At 60.8% G+C, this 18,483-nt stretch carries 14 protein-coding genes; 5 read left to right on the top strand and 9 right to left on the bottom strand.

Going from position 1 to position 18,483, the window contains the following annotated elements; translation table 11 throughout:
- The first annotated feature begins 44 nt into the window (after positions 1–44).
- Genes MRAB57_RS24620 through MRAB57_RS24605 form a run of 4 tightly spaced genes read left to right on the top strand, consistent with a single transcriptional unit; the run spans position 45 to position 4,624 of the window.
- Positions 45–1,247, top strand: coding sequence for an SDR family oxidoreductase (locus tag MRAB57_RS24620; protein WP_077089673.1), 1,203 nt, complete (start codon positions 45–47; stop codon positions 1,245–1,247).
- Positions 1,244–3,019: an HAD-IIIC family phosphatase gene (locus tag MRAB57_RS24615; protein ID WP_077089672.1), complete on the top strand. Its 1,776-nt coding sequence runs from the start codon at positions 1,244–1,246 to the stop codon at positions 3,017–3,019. The genes MRAB57_RS24620 and MRAB57_RS24615 overlap by 4 nt, the downstream gene beginning before the upstream one ends.
- Positions 3,012–3,245: an acyl carrier protein gene (locus MRAB57_RS24610; RefSeq protein ID WP_077089671.1), complete on the top strand. Its 234-nt coding sequence runs from the start codon at positions 3,012–3,014 to the stop codon at positions 3,243–3,245. Before MRAB57_RS24615 ends, MRAB57_RS24610 begins: the two co-directional genes overlap by 8 nt.
- Positions 3,246–3,286: 41 nt before the next feature.
- Complete coding sequence (locus tag MRAB57_RS24605) at positions 3,287–4,624, top strand: class I adenylate-forming enzyme family protein (protein WP_077089670.1); 1,338 nt, start codon at positions 3,287–3,289, stop codon at positions 4,622–4,624.
- Positions 4,625–4,697: 73 nt separating this feature from the next.
- On the opposite strand, the gene MRAB57_RS24600 is transcribed toward MRAB57_RS24605, so the two are convergent.
- The 9 genes from MRAB57_RS24600 to MRAB57_RS24560 form a co-directional block, all read right to left on the bottom strand.
- Entirely contained in the window at positions 4,698–5,615 is a 918-nt protein-coding gene (locus tag MRAB57_RS24600) for a sulfotransferase family protein (RefSeq protein WP_083743652.1), read from the bottom strand.
- Between the two features lie 512 nt (positions 5,616–6,127).
- Positions 6,128–7,102 (bottom strand): glycosyltransferase family 2 protein, encoded by a 975-nt coding sequence (locus MRAB57_RS24595; protein WP_281254391.1) that lies wholly within the window; start codon positions 7,100–7,102, stop codon positions 6,128–6,130.
- A 197-nt stretch (positions 7,103–7,299) separates the two neighbouring features.
- On the bottom strand, positions 7,300–8,280 hold the full coding sequence (locus MRAB57_RS24590; protein ID WP_077089668.1) for a glycosyltransferase: 981 nt from the start codon (positions 8,278–8,280) through the stop codon (positions 7,300–7,302).
- 140 nt (positions 8,281–8,420) lie between these two features.
- Positions 8,421–9,212 carry an ABC transporter permease gene (locus tag MRAB57_RS24585; RefSeq protein WP_077089667.1) on the bottom strand — a complete coding sequence of 264 codons (792 nt, stop codon included), beginning with the start codon at positions 9,210–9,212 and terminating at the stop codon, positions 8,421–8,423.
- The gene (locus MRAB57_RS24580) at positions 9,212–9,952 is read right to left on the bottom strand and encodes an ABC transporter permease (RefSeq protein ID WP_077089666.1); all 741 of its coding nucleotides are present in this window, start codon (positions 9,950–9,952) and stop codon (positions 9,212–9,214) included. The genes MRAB57_RS24585 and MRAB57_RS24580 overlap by 1 nt, the downstream gene beginning before the upstream one ends.
- Positions 9,949–10,899 (bottom strand): ATP-binding cassette domain-containing protein, encoded by a 951-nt coding sequence (locus MRAB57_RS24575; RefSeq protein WP_077089665.1) that lies wholly within the window; start codon positions 10,897–10,899, stop codon positions 9,949–9,951. The genes MRAB57_RS24580 and MRAB57_RS24575 overlap by 4 nt, the downstream gene beginning before the upstream one ends.
- Positions 10,900–10,955: 56 nt before the next feature.
- Positions 10,956–13,880, bottom strand: coding sequence for an MMPL/RND family transporter (locus tag MRAB57_RS24570; RefSeq protein ID WP_077089664.1), 2,925 nt, complete (start codon positions 13,878–13,880; stop codon positions 10,956–10,958).
- 101 nt (positions 13,881–13,981) lie between these two features.
- A complete protein-coding gene (locus tag MRAB57_RS24565; RefSeq protein ID WP_077089663.1) occupies positions 13,982–16,912 on the bottom strand; it encodes an MMPL/RND family transporter in 2,931 nt (976 codons plus the stop codon).
- The gene (locus tag MRAB57_RS24560; RefSeq protein ID WP_077089662.1) at positions 16,909–17,367 is read right to left on the bottom strand and encodes an MmpS family transport accessory protein; all 459 of its coding nucleotides are present in this window, start codon (positions 17,365–17,367) and stop codon (positions 16,909–16,911) included. Before MRAB57_RS24560 ends, MRAB57_RS24565 begins: the two co-directional genes overlap by 4 nt.
- Positions 17,368–18,237: 870 nt before the next feature.
- Between MRAB57_RS24560 and MRAB57_RS24555 the strand changes: the two genes are divergently transcribed.
- Entirely contained in the window at positions 18,238–18,468 is a 231-nt protein-coding gene (locus MRAB57_RS24555) for an MbtH family protein (RefSeq protein ID WP_077089661.1), read from the top strand.
- Positions 18,469–18,483: the final 15 nt, after the last annotated feature.

The following is an 18,483-nucleotide window of genomic DNA, read 5'->3' as shown; positions in this document are numbered from 1 at the left end:
CCGCTCCGCGGCTCGGGCGATGTGATCATCGACCGAGGACTGCTATGACCGTGTTCACTAATTTTGATGATGTCAAAGAAGGCGAAACTGCCTCTCTCGTCAAAACCATCACCGATGCCGACATCCGCAGATTTGTCGAGTTGACGGGCGACGATAACCCGCTGCATGTGGACGCCGAGTACGCGAATCACACGCCCTTTAAAGAGATTGTCGTGCACGGCATGCTGGGTGCGTCGTTCGTATCGACTGTCATTGGCACCAAACTTCCGGGGCCGGGGGCACTGTGGGTGTCGCAGTCGTTCGATTTCAGCCTGCCGGTGCGGCTAGGTGACACGCTCACGGTGAGCTGCACAGTGGTGCGCAAACATGTACGCGACCGGCTGCTAGAGCTGGAGATGCGGATCACCAACCAGCATGGCCAAGCGGTGCTAGTGGGCCAGGGCAAGGTCAAGTTGCTTGAAGCGCCCAAGGCCAGCGCCGTTGCGCCGAAGTCCGCCCTCAAGGCCGCGATCGTGACCGGCGGGGGCGGGGGCATTGGCAGCGCGATTTGCGAACATCTCGCCACCGACGGCTACTCGGTCGTCGTTAACTACCTCAATAGCCGCGACCGCGCAGATGCGTTGGTGCGTCAGCTGAACGCGATCGAGCCGGCGATGACACGCGCCGTGGCGGTGCAGGCCGACGTTTCCACCGCGGAGGGGTGTGCGCGCTTGAACGATGCCGCGCAAGGGCACTTCGGCGGTGTGAGTGCACTCATCAACGCGGCTTCGCCGCGCATCGTGGCCAAACCGCTTGCGCAGATGAGCTGGGCCGATATGCAGCAGCACCTCGATGTGCAAGTCAAAAGCGCCTTTCTAGCGATTCAGGCGGTCGCCCCGGCGATGGCTGCCAATCGGGGAGGGCGCATCGTTTGCATAACGTCGGAATCCGTCGACGGGACACCGGTGAGCGGCTGGACGGCCTACGCTACCGCCAAGGGCGCGCTCGCGACGATGTCGCGCTACCTGGCCGCCGAGCTTGGCCCGCACGGGGTCACCGTCAACTGCGTGTCACCGGGCATGACGGATACTCGGTTCATCAGCGGCGTGAGTGAAAAACAGCAATTGGTGACCGCGCGCCTAAAGCCGCTGCGTCGATTGGGCACGCCGGCCGACGTGGCGGGAACGGTTGCGTTTTTGCTGTCTGATCAGGCTGCCTACATCACCGGCCAAAGCCTGAAGGTGAATGGCGGGGGAACGATGTCGTGAGTGATGCGCGCTCCGACGCCTTAGCGATTCTGCGCAACCCCAACGCGGCCATGACCGACGTCCTCAAGGCGTTGTCCACACTCGACAAGGCTGAGCACACGGGTCGCACGCTGAAGCTCGGAATCGCCGCCAACATCTCAGTAGACCTGTTGGCTAACTACCTCCGCCGCTATGCGTATCTCGCCGATGTGCGGCTGGAGGTCATCAACGGCTCGTACGACGACATGTTGAATGACGTGACGGAGTTCGTGGCCCAGGGCGTCGACCACGTATTGCTAATGCCTTTCTTCGACAACCTCTACGCGGCGTGGGAATCTCAACTCGATGCGCTCGTCGCCGAAGACCAGCAGGCAAGGATGCTGACTTGGCTGTCGAAGCTCAAGCTTGCGGTAGGTCAAGCAGCATCGGTGGGCCGTTTGACGCTCGTGGGCGCCCACCTGTGGAACTCGACACCCTATGGCGCCGCGGGGGAGCTGCTGTTCGACTTCAACGGCGCGATGAAGGAGCTGGCCGCCGAGCATGCGAACGCGCAGTTCCTCGACACGGCTGCGATCGTGACTCATGTGGGCGAGAAGTCCGCATTAGATGCGCGCTTTTATTACGCGGGCAAGGCCCCGTATACACCCGTTTTCTTCGACGAGTTCGCTCGCCGCTTTGCGCTGGCCACACGTGGCTTCGCGTCGTACTTCTACAAAGTCGTGGCGTTGGATTGCGACAACACCCTATGGGGCGGAATCGTCGGCGAGGACGGTCTGAATGGCATCGCGCTCGATCCGTACAACTACCCGGGCAACGTCTATTGGGCTGTGCAGCAACAGCTTCGCCAGCTCGAGTCCCAAGGCATCTTGCTCTGCTTGTGCACCAAGAACAATCTTGCCGATGCCGATGAGGTGTTCGCTACGCACCCCAACGCCGTGCTGAAAGACGAGCACTTTGCCGCCAAGAAGGTGAACTGGGAGCCGAAGGTCGTTAACTTGCAAGCCCTGGCCACCGAGCTGAACCTCGGGCTGGAGAGCTTCATTTTCATCGACGACTCCGATTTCGAGTTGGAGGCCGTGCGCACACGATTGCCGCAGGTCAATGTGTTTCAGGTGCCCAAGAAGCTCAGCGAATACCCGGCGATGCTGCGGGACGTGGCCGCGCTGTGCGTGGCCGGCGGGTTGAGCACCGAGAGCAAGAGCAGAACCCAGCAGTACAAACAGCTCACACTGGCCGCGGTCGCGCGGCAGGCTTTTGCAACTCAAGAGGATTACCTGCGCTCGCTAGACCTGAAGGTGCATATCTACCGCGACGCGCGCCAGCAGATCGCACGTATTGCCGAGCTGACGCAGAAGTCCAACCAGTTCAATGTGACCACGCGCCGCTACACGCCGGGTGAAATAGGGGCGCTGATGGACGACGCGGCGAGCACCGTCTACTCGTTCGAAGTCAGCGACCGGTTCGGCGAATGTGGCATCACGGGCGTGATCATTGTGGACTTCGCTGCCCAGCAAGCCACGGTCGATGCCTTCTTGATGAGCTGCCGTGTGATTGGGCGGGGCGTTGAGTTTGCCGTATGGCCTACCGTGTTTGATGATTCGCGAAAGCATGGCAAGCGCTGCTTGACCGCGACTTACCTGCCCTCCGCTAAGAACGGTCAAGTGGCAGATTTCTTCGACCGGCTCGGCTTGTCGAGGGCGGAGGAAACTAATGACGGCGGCCGCCGTTACGAAGTCCAGGTAAACGATGTTCGACTGGCGGACAGCGATTGGGTGGAATTGATTAATGGTTGATCCGACGAAGATCAAAGAGGTGATGGCTGCCGTCTTGGAGGTGGATCCGGCGACGATCAGCGACGACGACAGCATGGACAGCATCGAGAGTTGGAACTCGCTGCGACAGATGAGCTTGGTGCTGGCGCTTGAGGAAGAGTTCGGGGTCTCTTTCCCCGACGAAGACGCTGCCAACGCGACCTCGTTCAAGCTCTTGTCACTGGTGCTGCAAGAGCAAGTGGCCTGAGCGCCAGTGCCGAACTAGAGAGCTCCGTCGTGGATGTCGGGATGGACTGGCTGCTCGAGCGTTTCCTCAGCGCGGGTGAGAATGCGGCCTTCATTCACCATGGAACGCCGTTCACCTACTGCCAGATGGCGGAGCGCATCTCCTCGCTGGAGCTCCAGCTGCAGCAGGCCGGTGTAGGTCACCACGACACCGTGGTCGTGCTCGCGGATTATGCCCCGGAGGTCGTGTGCATGCTGCTGGCCCTGGTTCGGCTCCGCGCAATCGTCGTCCCCATGACGCGCGGCTCGGTGATCGAAGAGGGTGAGGTGCTGGGCATCTCGGGCTGTACCCGCCGGATCGCTTTCGCGCCCGACGGGATCGCGTGGGAGATGGAGACACACTCGGTGTCGGTCACCAACCCCTTGATAGCCGAATTCCGTCAGACGAAAAGCCCGGGGCTAGTGCTGTTTTCCTCTGGATCGACCGGTAAGCCAAAAGGGATGTTGTACGACTTCTGGCGAGTGATGGACAGATTCAGAGTGCAACGGGCGCCGGTGGTGGCCGTTCCATTTCTCTTGTTGGACCACTTCGGCGGAATCAACACGATCCTTGCCATCACCAGCAGCCTGGGCACGGTGGTGACTACCGAAGATCGCCTCTTGCCAACCATTTGTGCGGCCATCGAGAAATATAAGGTCGACCTGCTGCCAACTACGCCTTCGTTTCTGACCATGCTGGCTGCGACCGACTTGCCAAAGCGCTACGACTTGAGTTCGTTGAAGCGCATCACGTATGGCACAGAGACGATGCCGCAGGCGACGCTTGATCGCATCCGCGAGCGTTTTCCCGAAGCGGAATTGCAGCAGACCTATGGGCTCTCCGAGGTAGGTGTGCTGCGCTCTCAATCGCGCGCCGACGGTTCACTGTGGGTACGAATTGGTGGGCAAGGCTTCGAGACGCAGGTGCGCGACGGTATTTTGTGGATTCGTTCGGAGTTTCGCATGCTGGGCTATCTGAACGCCCCCACCGGCTTCGACGACGCGGGCTGGTTCAACACCCAAGACCGGGTGGAGGTCGACGGCGAGTGGTTCAAGATCTTGGGGCGCGTTACCGACGTGATCAACGTGGCGGGGCAAAAGTTATACCCGGCTGAGGTCGAAGACGTCATCCTGCAACTCCCCAACGTGGTCGACGTGGTGGTGAAGGGAGAGAAGCACACCCTGCTCGGACAGATCGTGGTGGCGCATGTGGCGCTCAGCGAGTCTGAGCCGTTGCCGGCGCTGCGTGCACGAGTGCGTTCGGCGTGCCGGTCGAAGCTCACTGATTACAAGGTGCCGGCCAAGGTGGTGTTGATGGAGGCTGCGATGTACTCGGCACGGTTCAAGAAGATTCGGAAGTGAAAGCCGTACCAAGGTCCCCGTTGGGTGCCCGTTTTCGCCAGGCGGCGGTTGTCTTGGTGGTGAGCGCTGGCGGTCAGGGGCGACGGCGACGACGTCTTTCGATAACGAAGTCCCAGCGGAAGATACGGAGGAGGATGGCGTTTGCGGGCAGTTGGTCTCGCACACCGTCACGGAAATCCTCGAAGGCCGTCCGAAATGCGCGTTCACTCACCCGATAAGCCTCGAAGACACGGTCCAACAGTGATTGGTCCCAGGGCTCGTCTCGCGCAGCCGCACCCGCCGCTTCGTAAACTGTGGAGATCCAGTCGGTGCCGAACGGTTCTGTCACCAGACCGCAGTCGCGGTTGCGATGAAGATCCCGTGTGAGGAACTCGTCGATTACATCCTCGTCCTCGGTGCTCAGTTCGATCCCGAGGGTTGCAGAAATGCGCTTCGTTTCGCGCCTCCAGTCGTCAAGGAGGTTCGCGTACTCGACAAATACGCGCGGCAGGCCGCGCGTATTTCTTTCAGCAAGCAGTGTGTATTTCAGCCACATAGCGCTCGGAAGCGCACTCGGAAACTCTGGCGACACACGGCGGCTCGCCGCAACCGATGCGACAACCTCTTGCGGGTGGCGCAACGCAATCACGACCGCGATATCAAGTCCTGACTGACGAGCCGCCTCGAACCACATCTCGGACAGCGCCGTTATGTAAAGGTCCTTGATAATGACAATCGGTGCGGCCGGCAGGGTGGTCAGAAACGCCTTGACCTTCGAGATGAAGGCGGCCTTCTCTTCGTCGTCGAACGCGCCGTCCTCCTGTAAGCGAAGCGATGGGTCGGCGTCGGTGCTGTTGTGTCGGCGCAACATGTGGCCATTGAGGTGGTGGGTAGCGCGCGGCTCCCAATAGCCACGCGGATTGAACGAGTCGGCGTCCTCAAGCTCGGCCGGGAGCACCCCACCGCACAGCGAGAGAACTCGCGTGAGCGCCGATGTTCCAGACCGAGGCATTCCCAGCACGAACAGAAGGACCGGGCGGGCCGCGCTTTGCGCCTGGGCAGTCTTATCGGTTTCTGGATCGCCGCGACTGTCGCTTGTCGTGACATCGCACACTGTCTTCTCCCATCAACGCAGGTTCGACCGATCCAAACCCGAGCACCCATTCGAGTTGGGATACTACATATCGACTCACGTTTGCATTGCTGATTGCTGGCTTGGAGTGGTCCGCCAAGCTGGAAGGGATGGCCCTGCTCGGGGCACCCGGTGATGTCCCGAGCCCGACATCCTCATCGTCGCGACCCCCACGACTCGCACGGGCCTAGCGAAGGCCACAACGCCGGCCGGGAAGCCCTACGCCGCAAAGCCCTCGGATACTAAGACTTCATGGCCTGGGTCGTGGTTCAGCAACCTGCCTCGCCGTCGTACCTCCCGCAAAGTTCGAAGTCATCGTCCAATTTCCGAAAGAGACTGACCAATCCCTCGTCGGTATCAATAGCCCGAGTCTCCATGAGAACCGGTGCGTTTCACGAAGGGCCCTCATTCCGCCTCAGTTCGGCGCGCAAATGCAGAGCGGTGGAGAACTCCCGGACGGGCGCGAACATCAACGTTTTCAGGCGCCAACGTCGATCCGGCCCGTAGGCAACGACTTCCAGGGCTCTCAGCAGCCATACGGGTAACCACCACGCTCCCGCGATAATCCGAATTCTGGTGGTCGATGCGGGATCCACGATCATCCAAGTAAGCAGACGCAGTCGGTCGAGCCACCAGGGCCGCGCTTTGAAGGTTTCTGCTGTGAACGATGTGTGCTGCCGCACCGACAGTTCTTGGGGGATAAAACAAGCCGCTGACCTGAGCAACAGACGCAACCAGAGATCGAGGTCCGAAAGATGCGCGATATCGGAGCGAATGCCTCCCGCCGTCAGTGCCAGTTGGCGCCGAAACATTACGTTGGTCGGCTCTCCTATCCAATTGGTGCCGAGACCTTGCAGCGCCATCTGCATGACTAATGACTGTCCGTCATTGTGTTCTTTAAGCTTCCGGAACCGCGTATGCAGCGTGCCGCAGTGATGTAGCCACTGTGCGTCATCAGTCACTACACGTCGCGGCGCGAAAGCAAGGCCGACAGCGGCATCATCGAAACAGCGAGCGAGCATTCGCAGGGCTCCCGGAAGCAACCAATCATCGCCGTGTACATATTGAATGTACTTGCCGCGCGCTAGTTCCAGACATTTGATGTGGTTTTTGTGAGCGCCCAGGTTGGATTCGTTGCGAATCAGCCGATCTTGCGGTCTAAGTATCTTTGCGGCGATGGCCACACTGTCGTCCGGCGAATTGTCGTCAACAACGATGAGTTCGTACTCAGCGTCCTGGTCCAGGATGCTGCGCAAACAACGCTCGATCGTCGCTCCGTTCTTGTACATCGGTACGCACACCGAGATCAGTGGGGCCACGGGTGCACCATCAGCGTCGGAACTCACCGACACCGAGCCCTGCTGCACCTGGGTTGCCCTGAGTAATGGAAATGAATTGGGCGTGACACGCCGGCGAGCCTACACCAAGACCAGCACTGCTAGCTGGGCTACACGAGCAATCTTATCGCTTTCCCCCGAAGGTCGTCAGCAACCTTCAACGCCACCCTGTGACGCATCGAGACGAGCTCCCGCATGCCCAAGCACAACCCACTCTTGCGCGGCAGTTACATCGATGCGGGTAACAGTCCATCGCGAAACTGCCGCGCGCGGGCGAATTCGCGAACAGGCGCCATTAGCAAGGTCTTTAGACGCGACCGGCGCTCTCGTCTGGATACTGCGGCCCCAACCAGTAGCGTCAACCATGCAACCGGCCACCACACCCGCGCGACGGATCGAATTACGGTGGTCGACGACGGATCCACGATCATCCAGGTGAGAATGCGTAGTTGGTCGAGCCAGTGTTGCCGATTTTGGATGATCCGCGAGGTCTCCGTGCCCGCGGTGTGGTGTCGCACTGAAAGTTCCTGTGGCACAAAACAAACTGCACACCGGAGCATCAATCGCAACCAAAAATCCAGATCGACGGCCTGATAGACGTCATCGCGAAGGCCCCCCGCGTCCAGCGCCAGTTGGCGCCGAAACATCACCGATGTGGGCTCACCAATGAAATTGGCGCTCGCACCCAACAGGCCCACAACCTGCGCAACGAGAAACGGCCCGTGGTTGTACTCTTCGAGCTTCCAGAAATAGATATGGAGCTTCTCCGGTGTCCGCTTCCGGAATCCCGGCGGGACATTGTCATTCAGTACACGGCGGGGTGCAAAGGCCAGCCCGACAGCCGGATCGTCAAAACACCGGCCGAGCGTCTTCAAGGCTCCCGGAAGTAACCAGTCATCGCCGTGGACGAACTGAATATAGGCGCCGCGCGCGAGTTCTAGGCATTTGTTGTGGTTTTCGTTGAGGCCGAGTCGAGAGTCATTGCGTGCCAGTCGATCTCCCGCTCTAAGCATGGCTTCGACAATAGCGGCACCATTGTCGGTCGACTCGTCATCGACTACCACGATCTCGAACTCGACGCCGTCCTGATCCAAGACGCTACGCAGGCAACGCTCGATAGTCGTGCTGTTGTTGTACATCGGCACGCACACCGATATCAGAGGTTTGGCCGGCGCGTTCCCAACCTCCTCGGGGCTCACGGGTACCACGCTCGGCGCACCACAAGGGCGCGAGCAATTGCTATGAACCGCAACATCTCAGCCAGTGGATGGCCATGGCCCATGCTGCCGTCTACAGGATCTGTCACAGCGCGCAAAGCTATCCTTCTCGTCTGTCGGGCGAAACCTTCTTACGCGCTGGACTCGGCGGCGGCCCGATAGCCGCGCACGGCGATGGGCATGAACACCGCGAGCAGCACGATGGCCCACAGGAAAGTCATCGCCAGTGGCCACACGATCGGGCCGTTGTGGGCCAGCGCCCACATCGTCTGGATGGGCGGTGACATCGGCTGTATGCGTACCAATGGCTGTAGCCAACCGGGAAACATCCCGATGGGAGTGGTCCCGGGATTGATGAACGCCAGAGAGACTGTCACGCTCGCCAGCCAGGTCATGACGACGCGGCCATTGGTCCTGATGGCCAGCGACATGGCGACCGCCGTGAATCCGACCGCCAAGATCGAGGGGACGAAAATGTACACCAGCGCCGCAAGAAAGCCGTGTGCGAAGCGTAGGCCCAATATCATTCCGACGGCAGTGATCAACATGGTCCCGATTAGCGCTCGGACCGCCTCAGCGGTCAGCCGTCCGGTGAGGGCGCTTGCCCGGTATACCGGTAACACCCAAAACCGACTGAGTAGCCCTATCTCGCGCTCCACGGCGATGCCGACTGCGCTGCCTAACGAGCCGAACAGCGCGGACAGCACCGCACAGACCGGCACCAGGCCGTAGACGCTCTCGACGCCGGTGACCTTGTGCACTCGCTCGTCCAGCACCACCTGATAGGCGAGCAATAGGCAGACAGGGAAGACCAGCGATCCCATCAGCACCGCCCGGTCGCGCCGCCACCGGATGAGAAGGCGCCCGGCCTGCACCCAGCTTTGGGATAGCAGCGAGCCCTGACTGCTTGGATGCCTGGTCACTAGACTCGCCTCTGCAGCCGCAGAGTGATCGCGCCAAAGACCAGGATCATGCCCGCACACCACGTCAGGCTGGCGGTGACGTTGCCCAACCCGACGTGCCCGCAGGCCATGCCGCGCAGCGTCTCGGCGACCTGTGACACGGGCTGGTTGCGGACGTATGGACGCAACCACTCGGGGAAGGTTCTCTCGGGTGCGATTCCTGTCGACAGCATGAACAGCAGCAATTGGGGGACGACCAGCAGCTGACTGGCCCCCTGGATGCTATTCGTGCTCGATCCCAACGCGTCGGCGCCCAATCCAACGGCGAGGCACAGGAGCAATGCAATGACCACGAAAGCCATTGCGTAGCCCAGTCCGCCGGTCATCCGGAACCCGATCACGTAGCCGGCAACCATCGCGACCACGAGGGCGAGTATGGCCCGGATAAGGGTGGCTGCGAGGCGGGCGCTCACCGGGACTGCCGAGGAGATCGGCAGTGTGCCCAACCGCTCACCCAGCCCGGTCAGGTGATCGCGCGCGGAGCGGTCGGCGGTGATCAGCGCAACGAACACCACCGACTGGACGACCACTGCCGGCACCAGATATTGCGCATAAGTCATGCGGCCGGTGTCGACCAGGCCGCGCAGCGCCACGGTGAAACCGGCCAAATAGGCAACCGGTAGTAGTAACTCCATCATCAGCCCACCGTCGCGCGCCGCAGACTTCAGTGCACGTTCGGTGAGCGCTGCCAGCGCTGTCATGATGGGGCGACGACCCGCGTTTCCGTAAGGTGCAGGAATGCCTCGTCGAGTGAGGGCCGCCGCAGCGAGATATCGGTGAGTTCGACACCGAGTGCATCGACCCGGCGAAACACCTCGCCCAGCGTGGCCACCCCATCCGGAGCAAAGACCGACACCGAGCCCGCATCTGCGTCGATATCGAGCCCGTCGAGCCCGACCAGAACAGCTGCGACTTGCGGCAGGTCGGCCGGATTGGTCGGGGTGACCTGGCAGTAGCTGCCGCCCACCCGGCGCTTGAGATCCTCGGAGGTGCCACTGGCGATTACCTGTCCGTGGTCGATGACGACGATCGAATCGCTCAGGACGTCGGCTTCTTCCAGGTACTGGGTGGTCAGCAGCACGGTGATGCCTTGCAGGGCAAGAGATCCCACCAGCGCCCAAACGTCGCGCCGGCTGCGGGGGTCGAGGCCGACCGTCGGCTCGTCGAGAAAGAGCACCTTCGGCAGCACCACCAGGGCGCTGGCGAGGTCGACGCGACGCCTCATGCCTCCGGAATAGGTGATTATTTGCCGATCGGCGGCCTCCGTGAGGTCGAACTGTTTGATCAGTTCGTCGGCGCGAGCCTTTGCCTGCTGACGGCGCAGGCCTCGTAGCCTGCCGAACAGCACCAGATTCTCGCGGCCGGTGAGTAGCGGGTCCAATGCCGAGGCCTGCCCGGCCATTCCAATGCTGGCACGTACCCGGCCCGGTTGACGAACGATATCGTACCCGGCAACGAGGGCACTGCCTGAACTCGGGCGGATCAAGGTGGACAGGATATTGATGGTTGTGGTCTTGCCTGCGCCGTTGTGGCCAAGGAGGCCGCATATCGTTCCGGCCGGAACCGAAAAGCTCACTCCACGAAGCGCCGGCGTGGATCCTCCGAATGTCTTCTCAAGGCCGACAACCTCGATCGCAAGTGAGCTCACCGTACAAAGTATTCCATGGTGGGCGCTCTGAGGTGGCGTATCGGGAGTTCAGACCGCTAGACGGAGGCCCTCGGGATCTCGGCGGTCGCCGCGTCCTGCTCCGCGTGTTCATCTCCCAGCAGCAACGAACGCACCAGCGGACGGGGCCCGATGGGCCAGAGCAATTGACTCGCCGGGCGTGGTCGGACTTTCTGCGGCCACCAGAACCAGCGTCCGAGTAGCGCGGCGATAGTCGGCGTCATGAACGAGCGCACGACCAAAGTGTCGAACAACAGGCCTAGGCCGATCGTGGTACCGACCTGACCGATAATGCGCAGGTCGCTCACCACCATTGCCATCATCGTGAAAGCGAATACCAGGCCCGCATTCGTCACGACCTTACCGGTACCACCCATCGCGCGGATGATGCCCGTTTTTATGCCGGCACCTATTTCGTCTTTCATTCGGGACACCAGCAGCAGGTTGTAGTCGGATCCCACGGCCAACAAAATGATCACCGACATGGCGATCACCATCCAGTGCAATTGAACGCCCAAAATGTACTGCCAGACCAGCACCGACAACCCGAACGACGAGCCCAACGACAACGCCACTGTGCCCACGATGACCAGGGCCGCCACAAAACTTCGGGTGATCAGGATCATGATGATGAAGATCAGGCAGAGCGAACCGACTCCCGCGATCAATAGATCGAATTTGGAGCCGTCGCGGAAGTCCTTATAGGTCGACGCGTTGCCCGCGACGAAGATCTTGGCATCCTCGAGCGGCGTCGTCTTGAGCGCTTCCTCGGCCGCAGTCCTGATGCGATCTATGCGCGCTATGCCTTCGACGGATGCAGGATCGCCTCGGTGCGAAATGATGAATCGGACCGATTTGCCGTCGGGGGAGAAGAACGAGTTCATCGCGCGCTTGAAGTCGGGGTTCTGGAAGACCTCCGGCGGCAGCCAGAATGAATCGTCGTTCTTGGCCTGATCGAACGCCTGGCCTACTTCGCTGGCCTGCTTCTGCGAGTCGCTCATTTGATCCAGCATCCCGGTCATGGTGCTGTGGTTGGTCAGCATGAACTGCAGGGTGCCTTCCAGGTTCGCGATGATCATCGGGAACTGGGCGAGCATCTGCGGCAAGATCAAATCCAGCTTGTCCAGGTTCTTGACGAGGTCGTGCATTTTCTCGTCAAGTTCATCGACGCCGTCGAGAGTGTCGAATACCGACCGTATCGCAAAGCACACAGGGATGTCGTAGCAGTGTTTTTCCCAATAGAAGTAACTCTGAATCGGCCTGAAAAAGTCTTCAAAGTTCGCGAGGTTAGTTTCGACACCGTCGAGCATTTCGGTCAATTCGTGCGTTCTGGCGACCATGTCGTGAACCGTCGCTTGGACCTGCTTCGTAATGTCGTACATTTTATTCAGCAGGCGGAGACTTTCTCTCAGCATGTCGGCCTGCTGAAGCATGTCGTCGGCACGCATTCGCATGTACTTCATGTCCTGCGACTGGCCGGCGTTCTGCATGCTGAGCAAGAACGGTATCGACGTGTGTTCGATCGGCGTTCCCTCCGGCCGGGTAATACCCTGCACCCGGGAAATACCGTGGACCCGGAAAATATTTTTTGCCACTTTATGTAGCGTGAGGAAGTCCGTCGGATTGCGCATGTCGTGGTTCGCTTCGATCATCAACATCTCGGGCATCATCCGCGATTGCGAGAAGTGACGCTCCGCGGCCGCGTATCCCAAGTTGGCGGGGATATCCTTCGGCATGTATTGGCGGTCGTCGTAGCTCACCTTGTAGCCCGGCAACGTGGCGATACCGATGAGAGCGATCGCGCAACTGGTAGCCAGGATGGGGGCGGGCCAGCGGACGATCGCCGTGCCGATCCGGCGCCATCCCCGAACCGTCAGCTTGCGCTTGGGGTCGAACTGGCCGAGGCCGCTGCCGATAGTAAGGACGGCCGGGGTCAAGGTCAGCGCGATGACGACCGATGCCAGCATGCCCACGGCACACGGCACACCAATCGTCTGGAAGATGGGCATCCGGGTAAAGCTCAGGCACAGCATTGCGCCGGCGATCGTCAAGCCGGAACCCAGGACTACCGGGGCGACGCTGCGATAGGTGGTGTAGTAGGCCATCTCCCGGTCTTCGCCGAGTTGACGCGCCTCTTGATATCGCCCGAAGAAGAATATGGCGTAGTCGGTTCCGGCCGCCATTGCCAGAGCGACCAATAGATTGGTCGCGAACGTTGAAAGCGCGACCATATTATGGTCGCCCATAAACGCGATGATTCCCCGGGCCGCAAAGACTTCGGTTGCGACCGTCAGCAGCAAAACAATTACGGTGACGGGGGAGCGGTAGACGATAAGCAGCATCACGAAAATGATTGCGGCGCCGACCAGGGTGACTTGCAGGATGGAGCCGTCACCGGCGGTCTGCATATCCGAAAGCAGTGCTGCCGGGCCGGTGACGTAGGCCTGGATGCCGTGCGGCGGCGGTGTTCGCGCAATGACGCCCCGGACCGCGGCGATGGAGTCCTGGCCCAAGGTTGTTCCTTGGTTGCCGGCCAGGTTCAGCTGTACGTATACGGCCTTGCCGTCCGAACTTTGCACGCTGGCCGCCGTGAGTCGATCCGACCACAAATCCTGTACGTGCTGGATGTGCTTCGGGTCGCTTCGTAACTCACGAATCAATCGGTTGTAGTAGGTGTGGGCGTCGTCGCCGAGCGGCTGCTGCCCCTCCAGCACCAGCATCGCGAAACTGTCCGAGTCGGACTCCTTGAAGTCTTTCCCCATGCGCTGCATAGCCTGCACCGCGGGCGCGTCTCGGGGCGCCAACGGCACGGAATGCTGGCGACCGACCGTCTCAAGCCACGGCACGAAGAAAGACACGCACAGCGTGAAGACCAACCAACCCAAGATGACGAAGACCGCTGACCTGCGGATCACTCGGGGGACACGCGGGCGGTGCACTGGGCTGGGTGCTTCCATACTCATGCGGCACCGTCGGTCACGACGCGGCAGCAGGTGCCGTTGCCGCACTTTCTCACGATGCTCCCCACGGTTGCTGGCCCTGCCCTGAACTGGAAATCTGCCACTTACCGCTGCTGTCCCTGACCCAACAACAGGGCACGCACAACCGGACGTGGTCCTGTCGACCTGAGCAACGAACTGGCGGGGCGGGGACGCACCCGTTGTGGCCACCAGAACCACCGCCCAAGCAACGCGGCGATCGACGGAGTCATGAACGCGCGCACGATCAGGGTGTCGAACAGCAGCCCCATGCCGATCGTCGTTCCCACCTGCCCGATGACCCGCAGGTCGCTGACGATCATGGAGGCCATGGTGAAGGCGAAGACGAGCCCCGCGTTCGTCACGACGCGCCCGGTGCCGCCCATCGCCCTGATGATGCCCGTGTTCAATCCCGCGTGGATTTCTTCCTTCATTCGCGAAACCAGCAGCAGATTGTAGTCAGACCCGACGGCAAGCAGGACGATCACCGACATCGCGACCACCATCCAGTGGATTTGGGTGCCGAGAAGGTACTGCCAGACGAGTACGGAGAGCCCGAAGGACGCGCCCAAAGAGATCAGCACCGTCCCGACGATCACCAGTGATGCGATAAAACTTCGCGTGATGATCAGCATGATGATCAAAATCAGGCAGAGAGACGCGACTCCGGCGATCAAAAGATCGAACTTCGAACCGTCCACCAAGTCTTTGGTGATCGCGGCGGTGCCGGTCAGGTAAATCTTCGAGTCCTCCAGCGGCGTTCCCTTGAGGGCCTCTTCGGCCGCGGACTTTATTTCGTCGACGCGCGAGATACCCTCGGGCGTCGCCGGATCGCCTCGCTGCGAAATGAACATACGCACGGTTTTGCCGTTCGGCGAAATGAAGACATTCATGACCTCTTTGAAGCCGGGACTCTTGAAAACCGCCGGTGGGAGGTAGAAAGAATCATCGTTTTTCGACGCGTCGAATGCCTGCCCCATGGCCGATGAATTGTCGGTCTGGCTGTCCATCTGGCCGAAGATCCCGGACATGGTGCTGTGCATCGTCAGCAACATTGTCCGCATCGATTCCAAAATGGCAATCTGCGGCGGGAATTGGGCTATCAGCTGCGGCATCAGGATGTCGACCATGTCGAGGTCGCCGACCAGCAAGTGCAACTTCTCGCTGATCTGGTCGATGCCGTCAATGGTGTCGAATACGGACCGTATCGCAAAGCAGATGGGAATGTCGTAGCAGTGCTTTTCCCAGTAGAAATAGCTGCGGAGCGGCCGGAAGAAATCCTCGAAATCCGCGATGTGGTCCCGCAACTCGTTAGTTTTCTCTTCCACCTGATGCGTGATGCCGGTCATCTCGTGAGTGATCCTGTTGAGCTCCGACATCAGCTCATACATGTGCTTCATGATCGAAACCATTTTCGCCATGTCGTTGGCCTGCGTGAGCAGGTCGTTCATGCGGGCTTCTTGGAACTTGAAGGTCTGTTGCTGGAAACCCTGCTGCAAGCTCAGCAGGTAGGGGATCGTGGAGTGCTCGATCGGGGTGCCCTCGGGCCGAGTTATGGCCTGCACCCGTGAAATCCCCGGCACCGCAAGGACGCCCTTGGCGAGTTTGTTCAAGATCAAGAAGTCCGCCGGATCGCGCATATCGTGATCCGCCTCGACCAACAGGATCTCGGGCATCATCATGCGGGACTTGGGGAAGTGCCGCCCCGCGGCGTCAAGGCCCTGGACGGCCGCGATGTTCTTGGGTAGGTACGCCTGGTCGTTGTAGCTGGGTTTGAATCCCGGCAGCGCCAATAGGCCGATCAACGTAACGGCAATCGTCGCAACGAGAATGGGCGCGGGCCACCGCACGATGGCCGTACCGATACGCCGCCACCCGCTGACCCGGTATCGCCGCTTGGGTTCGAAGAGGCCGAAGCGGCCACCGAGGGCCAACATGGCCGGAACGAGTGTCAGCGCGACCGCCACCGCGATGCCGATACCGACCGCACAGGGAACGCCCAGGGGCTGGAAGTACGGCAGCCGGGTAAAGCTCAGGCAGAGAACGGCGCCGGCGATCGTCAAGCCGGACGCCAAGACGACCTTGGCGGTTCCGTGATAGGTGGTGAAAAACGCCGACAGTTTGTCCTCGCCGGCCTGTCGCGCTTCTTGGTACCGCCCGACGAAGAAGATGCCGTAGTCGGTTCCCGCCGCGAGTCCGATCGACACCAGCAGGTTCACCGCATAGGTGGTGAGGCCGACCCAACCCATGTCACCCATGAACGCGACGGTTCCCCGAGCGACCTGTAGCTCGATGAAAACCATCAAAAGCAACAGCACTACCGTCACGATCGACCGGTAGACGAGGAGCAACGTAATGAGAATGACCGCGATGCTGACCAGCGTCACGATCGCGATCGTCCGGTCACCACTGTTACCCATGTCGGCGATGACCGCCGCGGGGCCGGTGAGGTATGACTTGACGCCCGGCGGCGCGTGGGTCTTGCCGATAATGTCCCGGACAGCCTTGATCGACTGGTTTCCCAGCGTCTGGCCCGGGTTACCGGCCAGGGTCAATTCCACCGACGCCGCCTTGCCGTCCGCGCTGATCGCAGCCGCCTGTGTAAGCGGGTCACCCCAATAGTCTTGGATGTGCAGCACGTGCTTTGGGTCGGCGCGCAACTGACGAATCATGCTGCTGTAGTACTGACGGGCGTCGTCGCCGAGGGGCTTATCCCCTTCCAGGACGATCATCGCCGCGGCCCCCGTAGGGCCGGTACTGCCCGCCGTGCCGGGGTTGGTTGACTTGAAATCGTCGCCCAAGCGGAGCAGCGCCTTGATCGATGGCGCGTCGTTCGGGGTCAGCGATACCAAGTGCTCCGCTTCGACCTTCTCCAGCGGAGGAACGAAGACCGTCAATGCGATGGTGATGGCCAGCCAGCCCAAAATAATTAGGACCGAAAAACGGTGGATATTCCGCGGGATAAATGGCCGTTTTGGAGGCGCGGAGGGCGGGTTGTCTAAGTCAGTCGTGCTCATGCGGACTTCAGCATGCAGAAGGTGAAGGCACTGACCTCATTAACCACCTTTTCAGCCTTCACTTCGTCGCCAATGAGAATGCGGCAGCCGATGCTATCGGTATTGCCCTGGGCCACGAGGTTCCCCACAATCGTCGGCTTGGTGGTCGTCAGAACTATTTTCCACGGCAGCTGCGCGGCCTCGACACGCTGAGGCTCGGCATTGACGTCGAAATAACCGATGTCGGCCACGGTCCCGGGCGGGCCGAACACCTCGTAGGTAATGTGCTTGGGGTCAAAAGGCTTGTTGTCGTTGACTTTAGTGTCGCCGTACGCCGGCCGGTTCTCCGAACCGAAGATGCCGTGCAGCCGCCCGACTGTCAAACCACCGGCGACGACCACCACGACTATGACCAACGGTATCCAGACGCGCTTCAAGAGACGGGCCGACGCAAACCCCCATTTGCGGTGCCTCATTCGAGTTGCTGGCGCCTCCGGTCCCGAGGACCGGCGACCGCGACGGAAAAAGCCGACACCGCGCCCGGGTCCCTGGCTCGCGCCTTGGTCACCCTCGACCGTCACGTCGCTCGGGACTCGCTCGACGTCACGGACACTGCGTTCGACCACCGCACCTAACCTTCCACCCGTTCCCGCCCCTGAACGTTCCGGTCGTTCGACCATGCAACTAGACAATCGGCCGCGACACTGTGACGTTACATCGAATGTGGCGCACGTCGCAGGCCTGCTGTCGACGAGCACCTCAAACGCGCAGCGCTCGGCGAGCGCGGCTGGGATCGGAGAAGAGTAAACCACGCCCCACGCCGCCGTATCTGTGGTTTGCCGATGAGTTCCGGCATCTTTATGCACGGTGTGTGCGTAAAGATGCCGCGACTAGGCGAAACCCGCACGAACACGGCGGGGGCGTTGCGACCTCCGAGGTGCAGCTATGTCATTTTGCGTTGGCGCACACCGGTTTTCCCGCGCCGGGCAGCGGCGGGGGGCCCATGGACTGAGGCGCGACCTGGCCCGACGTGGACGGTGGGTAGCCGGGCCGTCGGGACCGGCTGCCTGACAACCGGTGTTTTCCCTGGTGGGGGTCGCGGGTACCCGACTTGGAACGCCGTCGGCAAAGCATGTGGGAAGCGCCACAATTGCGTCCCGTCGCTGCAGGTCGCTGGCAGGCGCCGGTACCATTGAACTACTGCGTTGCCGATGGATTTGCGGGCGGCGCCGGGGGTGCTAAATAGGTCACACCAGGAAGTTTGTTCAAACGCCGGACCAGCCTGTTGACCTCCAGTATCGTTTTGAGACGGTTCCACTCATCTCGACTAGACGTCCTGGAGAACTGTGAGCATCAATCCGTTCGACGACGACAATGGCAGCTTTTTCGTCTTGATCAACGACGAAGAGCAGCACAGTCTGTGGCCGGCGTTTGCCGATGTTCCGGCTGGCTGGAGTGTGGTTTTTGGGGAAGCGGACCGCGGCGGATGTCTCGATTACGTCGAACAGAACTGGAGCGATATCCGCCCGAAGAGTCTGCGCGAAAGGCTAGCTGCGGCCCGGGGTTTCGATAAGTGAGTCAGCTGGGTATGG

The sequence above is a fragment of the Mycobacterium rhizamassiliense genome (genome assembly GCF_900157375.1).
Taxonomy (GTDB): Bacteria; Actinomycetota; Actinomycetes; order Mycobacteriales; family Mycobacteriaceae; genus Mycobacterium; species Mycobacterium rhizamassiliense.
This window is presented reverse-complemented; position numbering and strand designations above follow the sequence as displayed.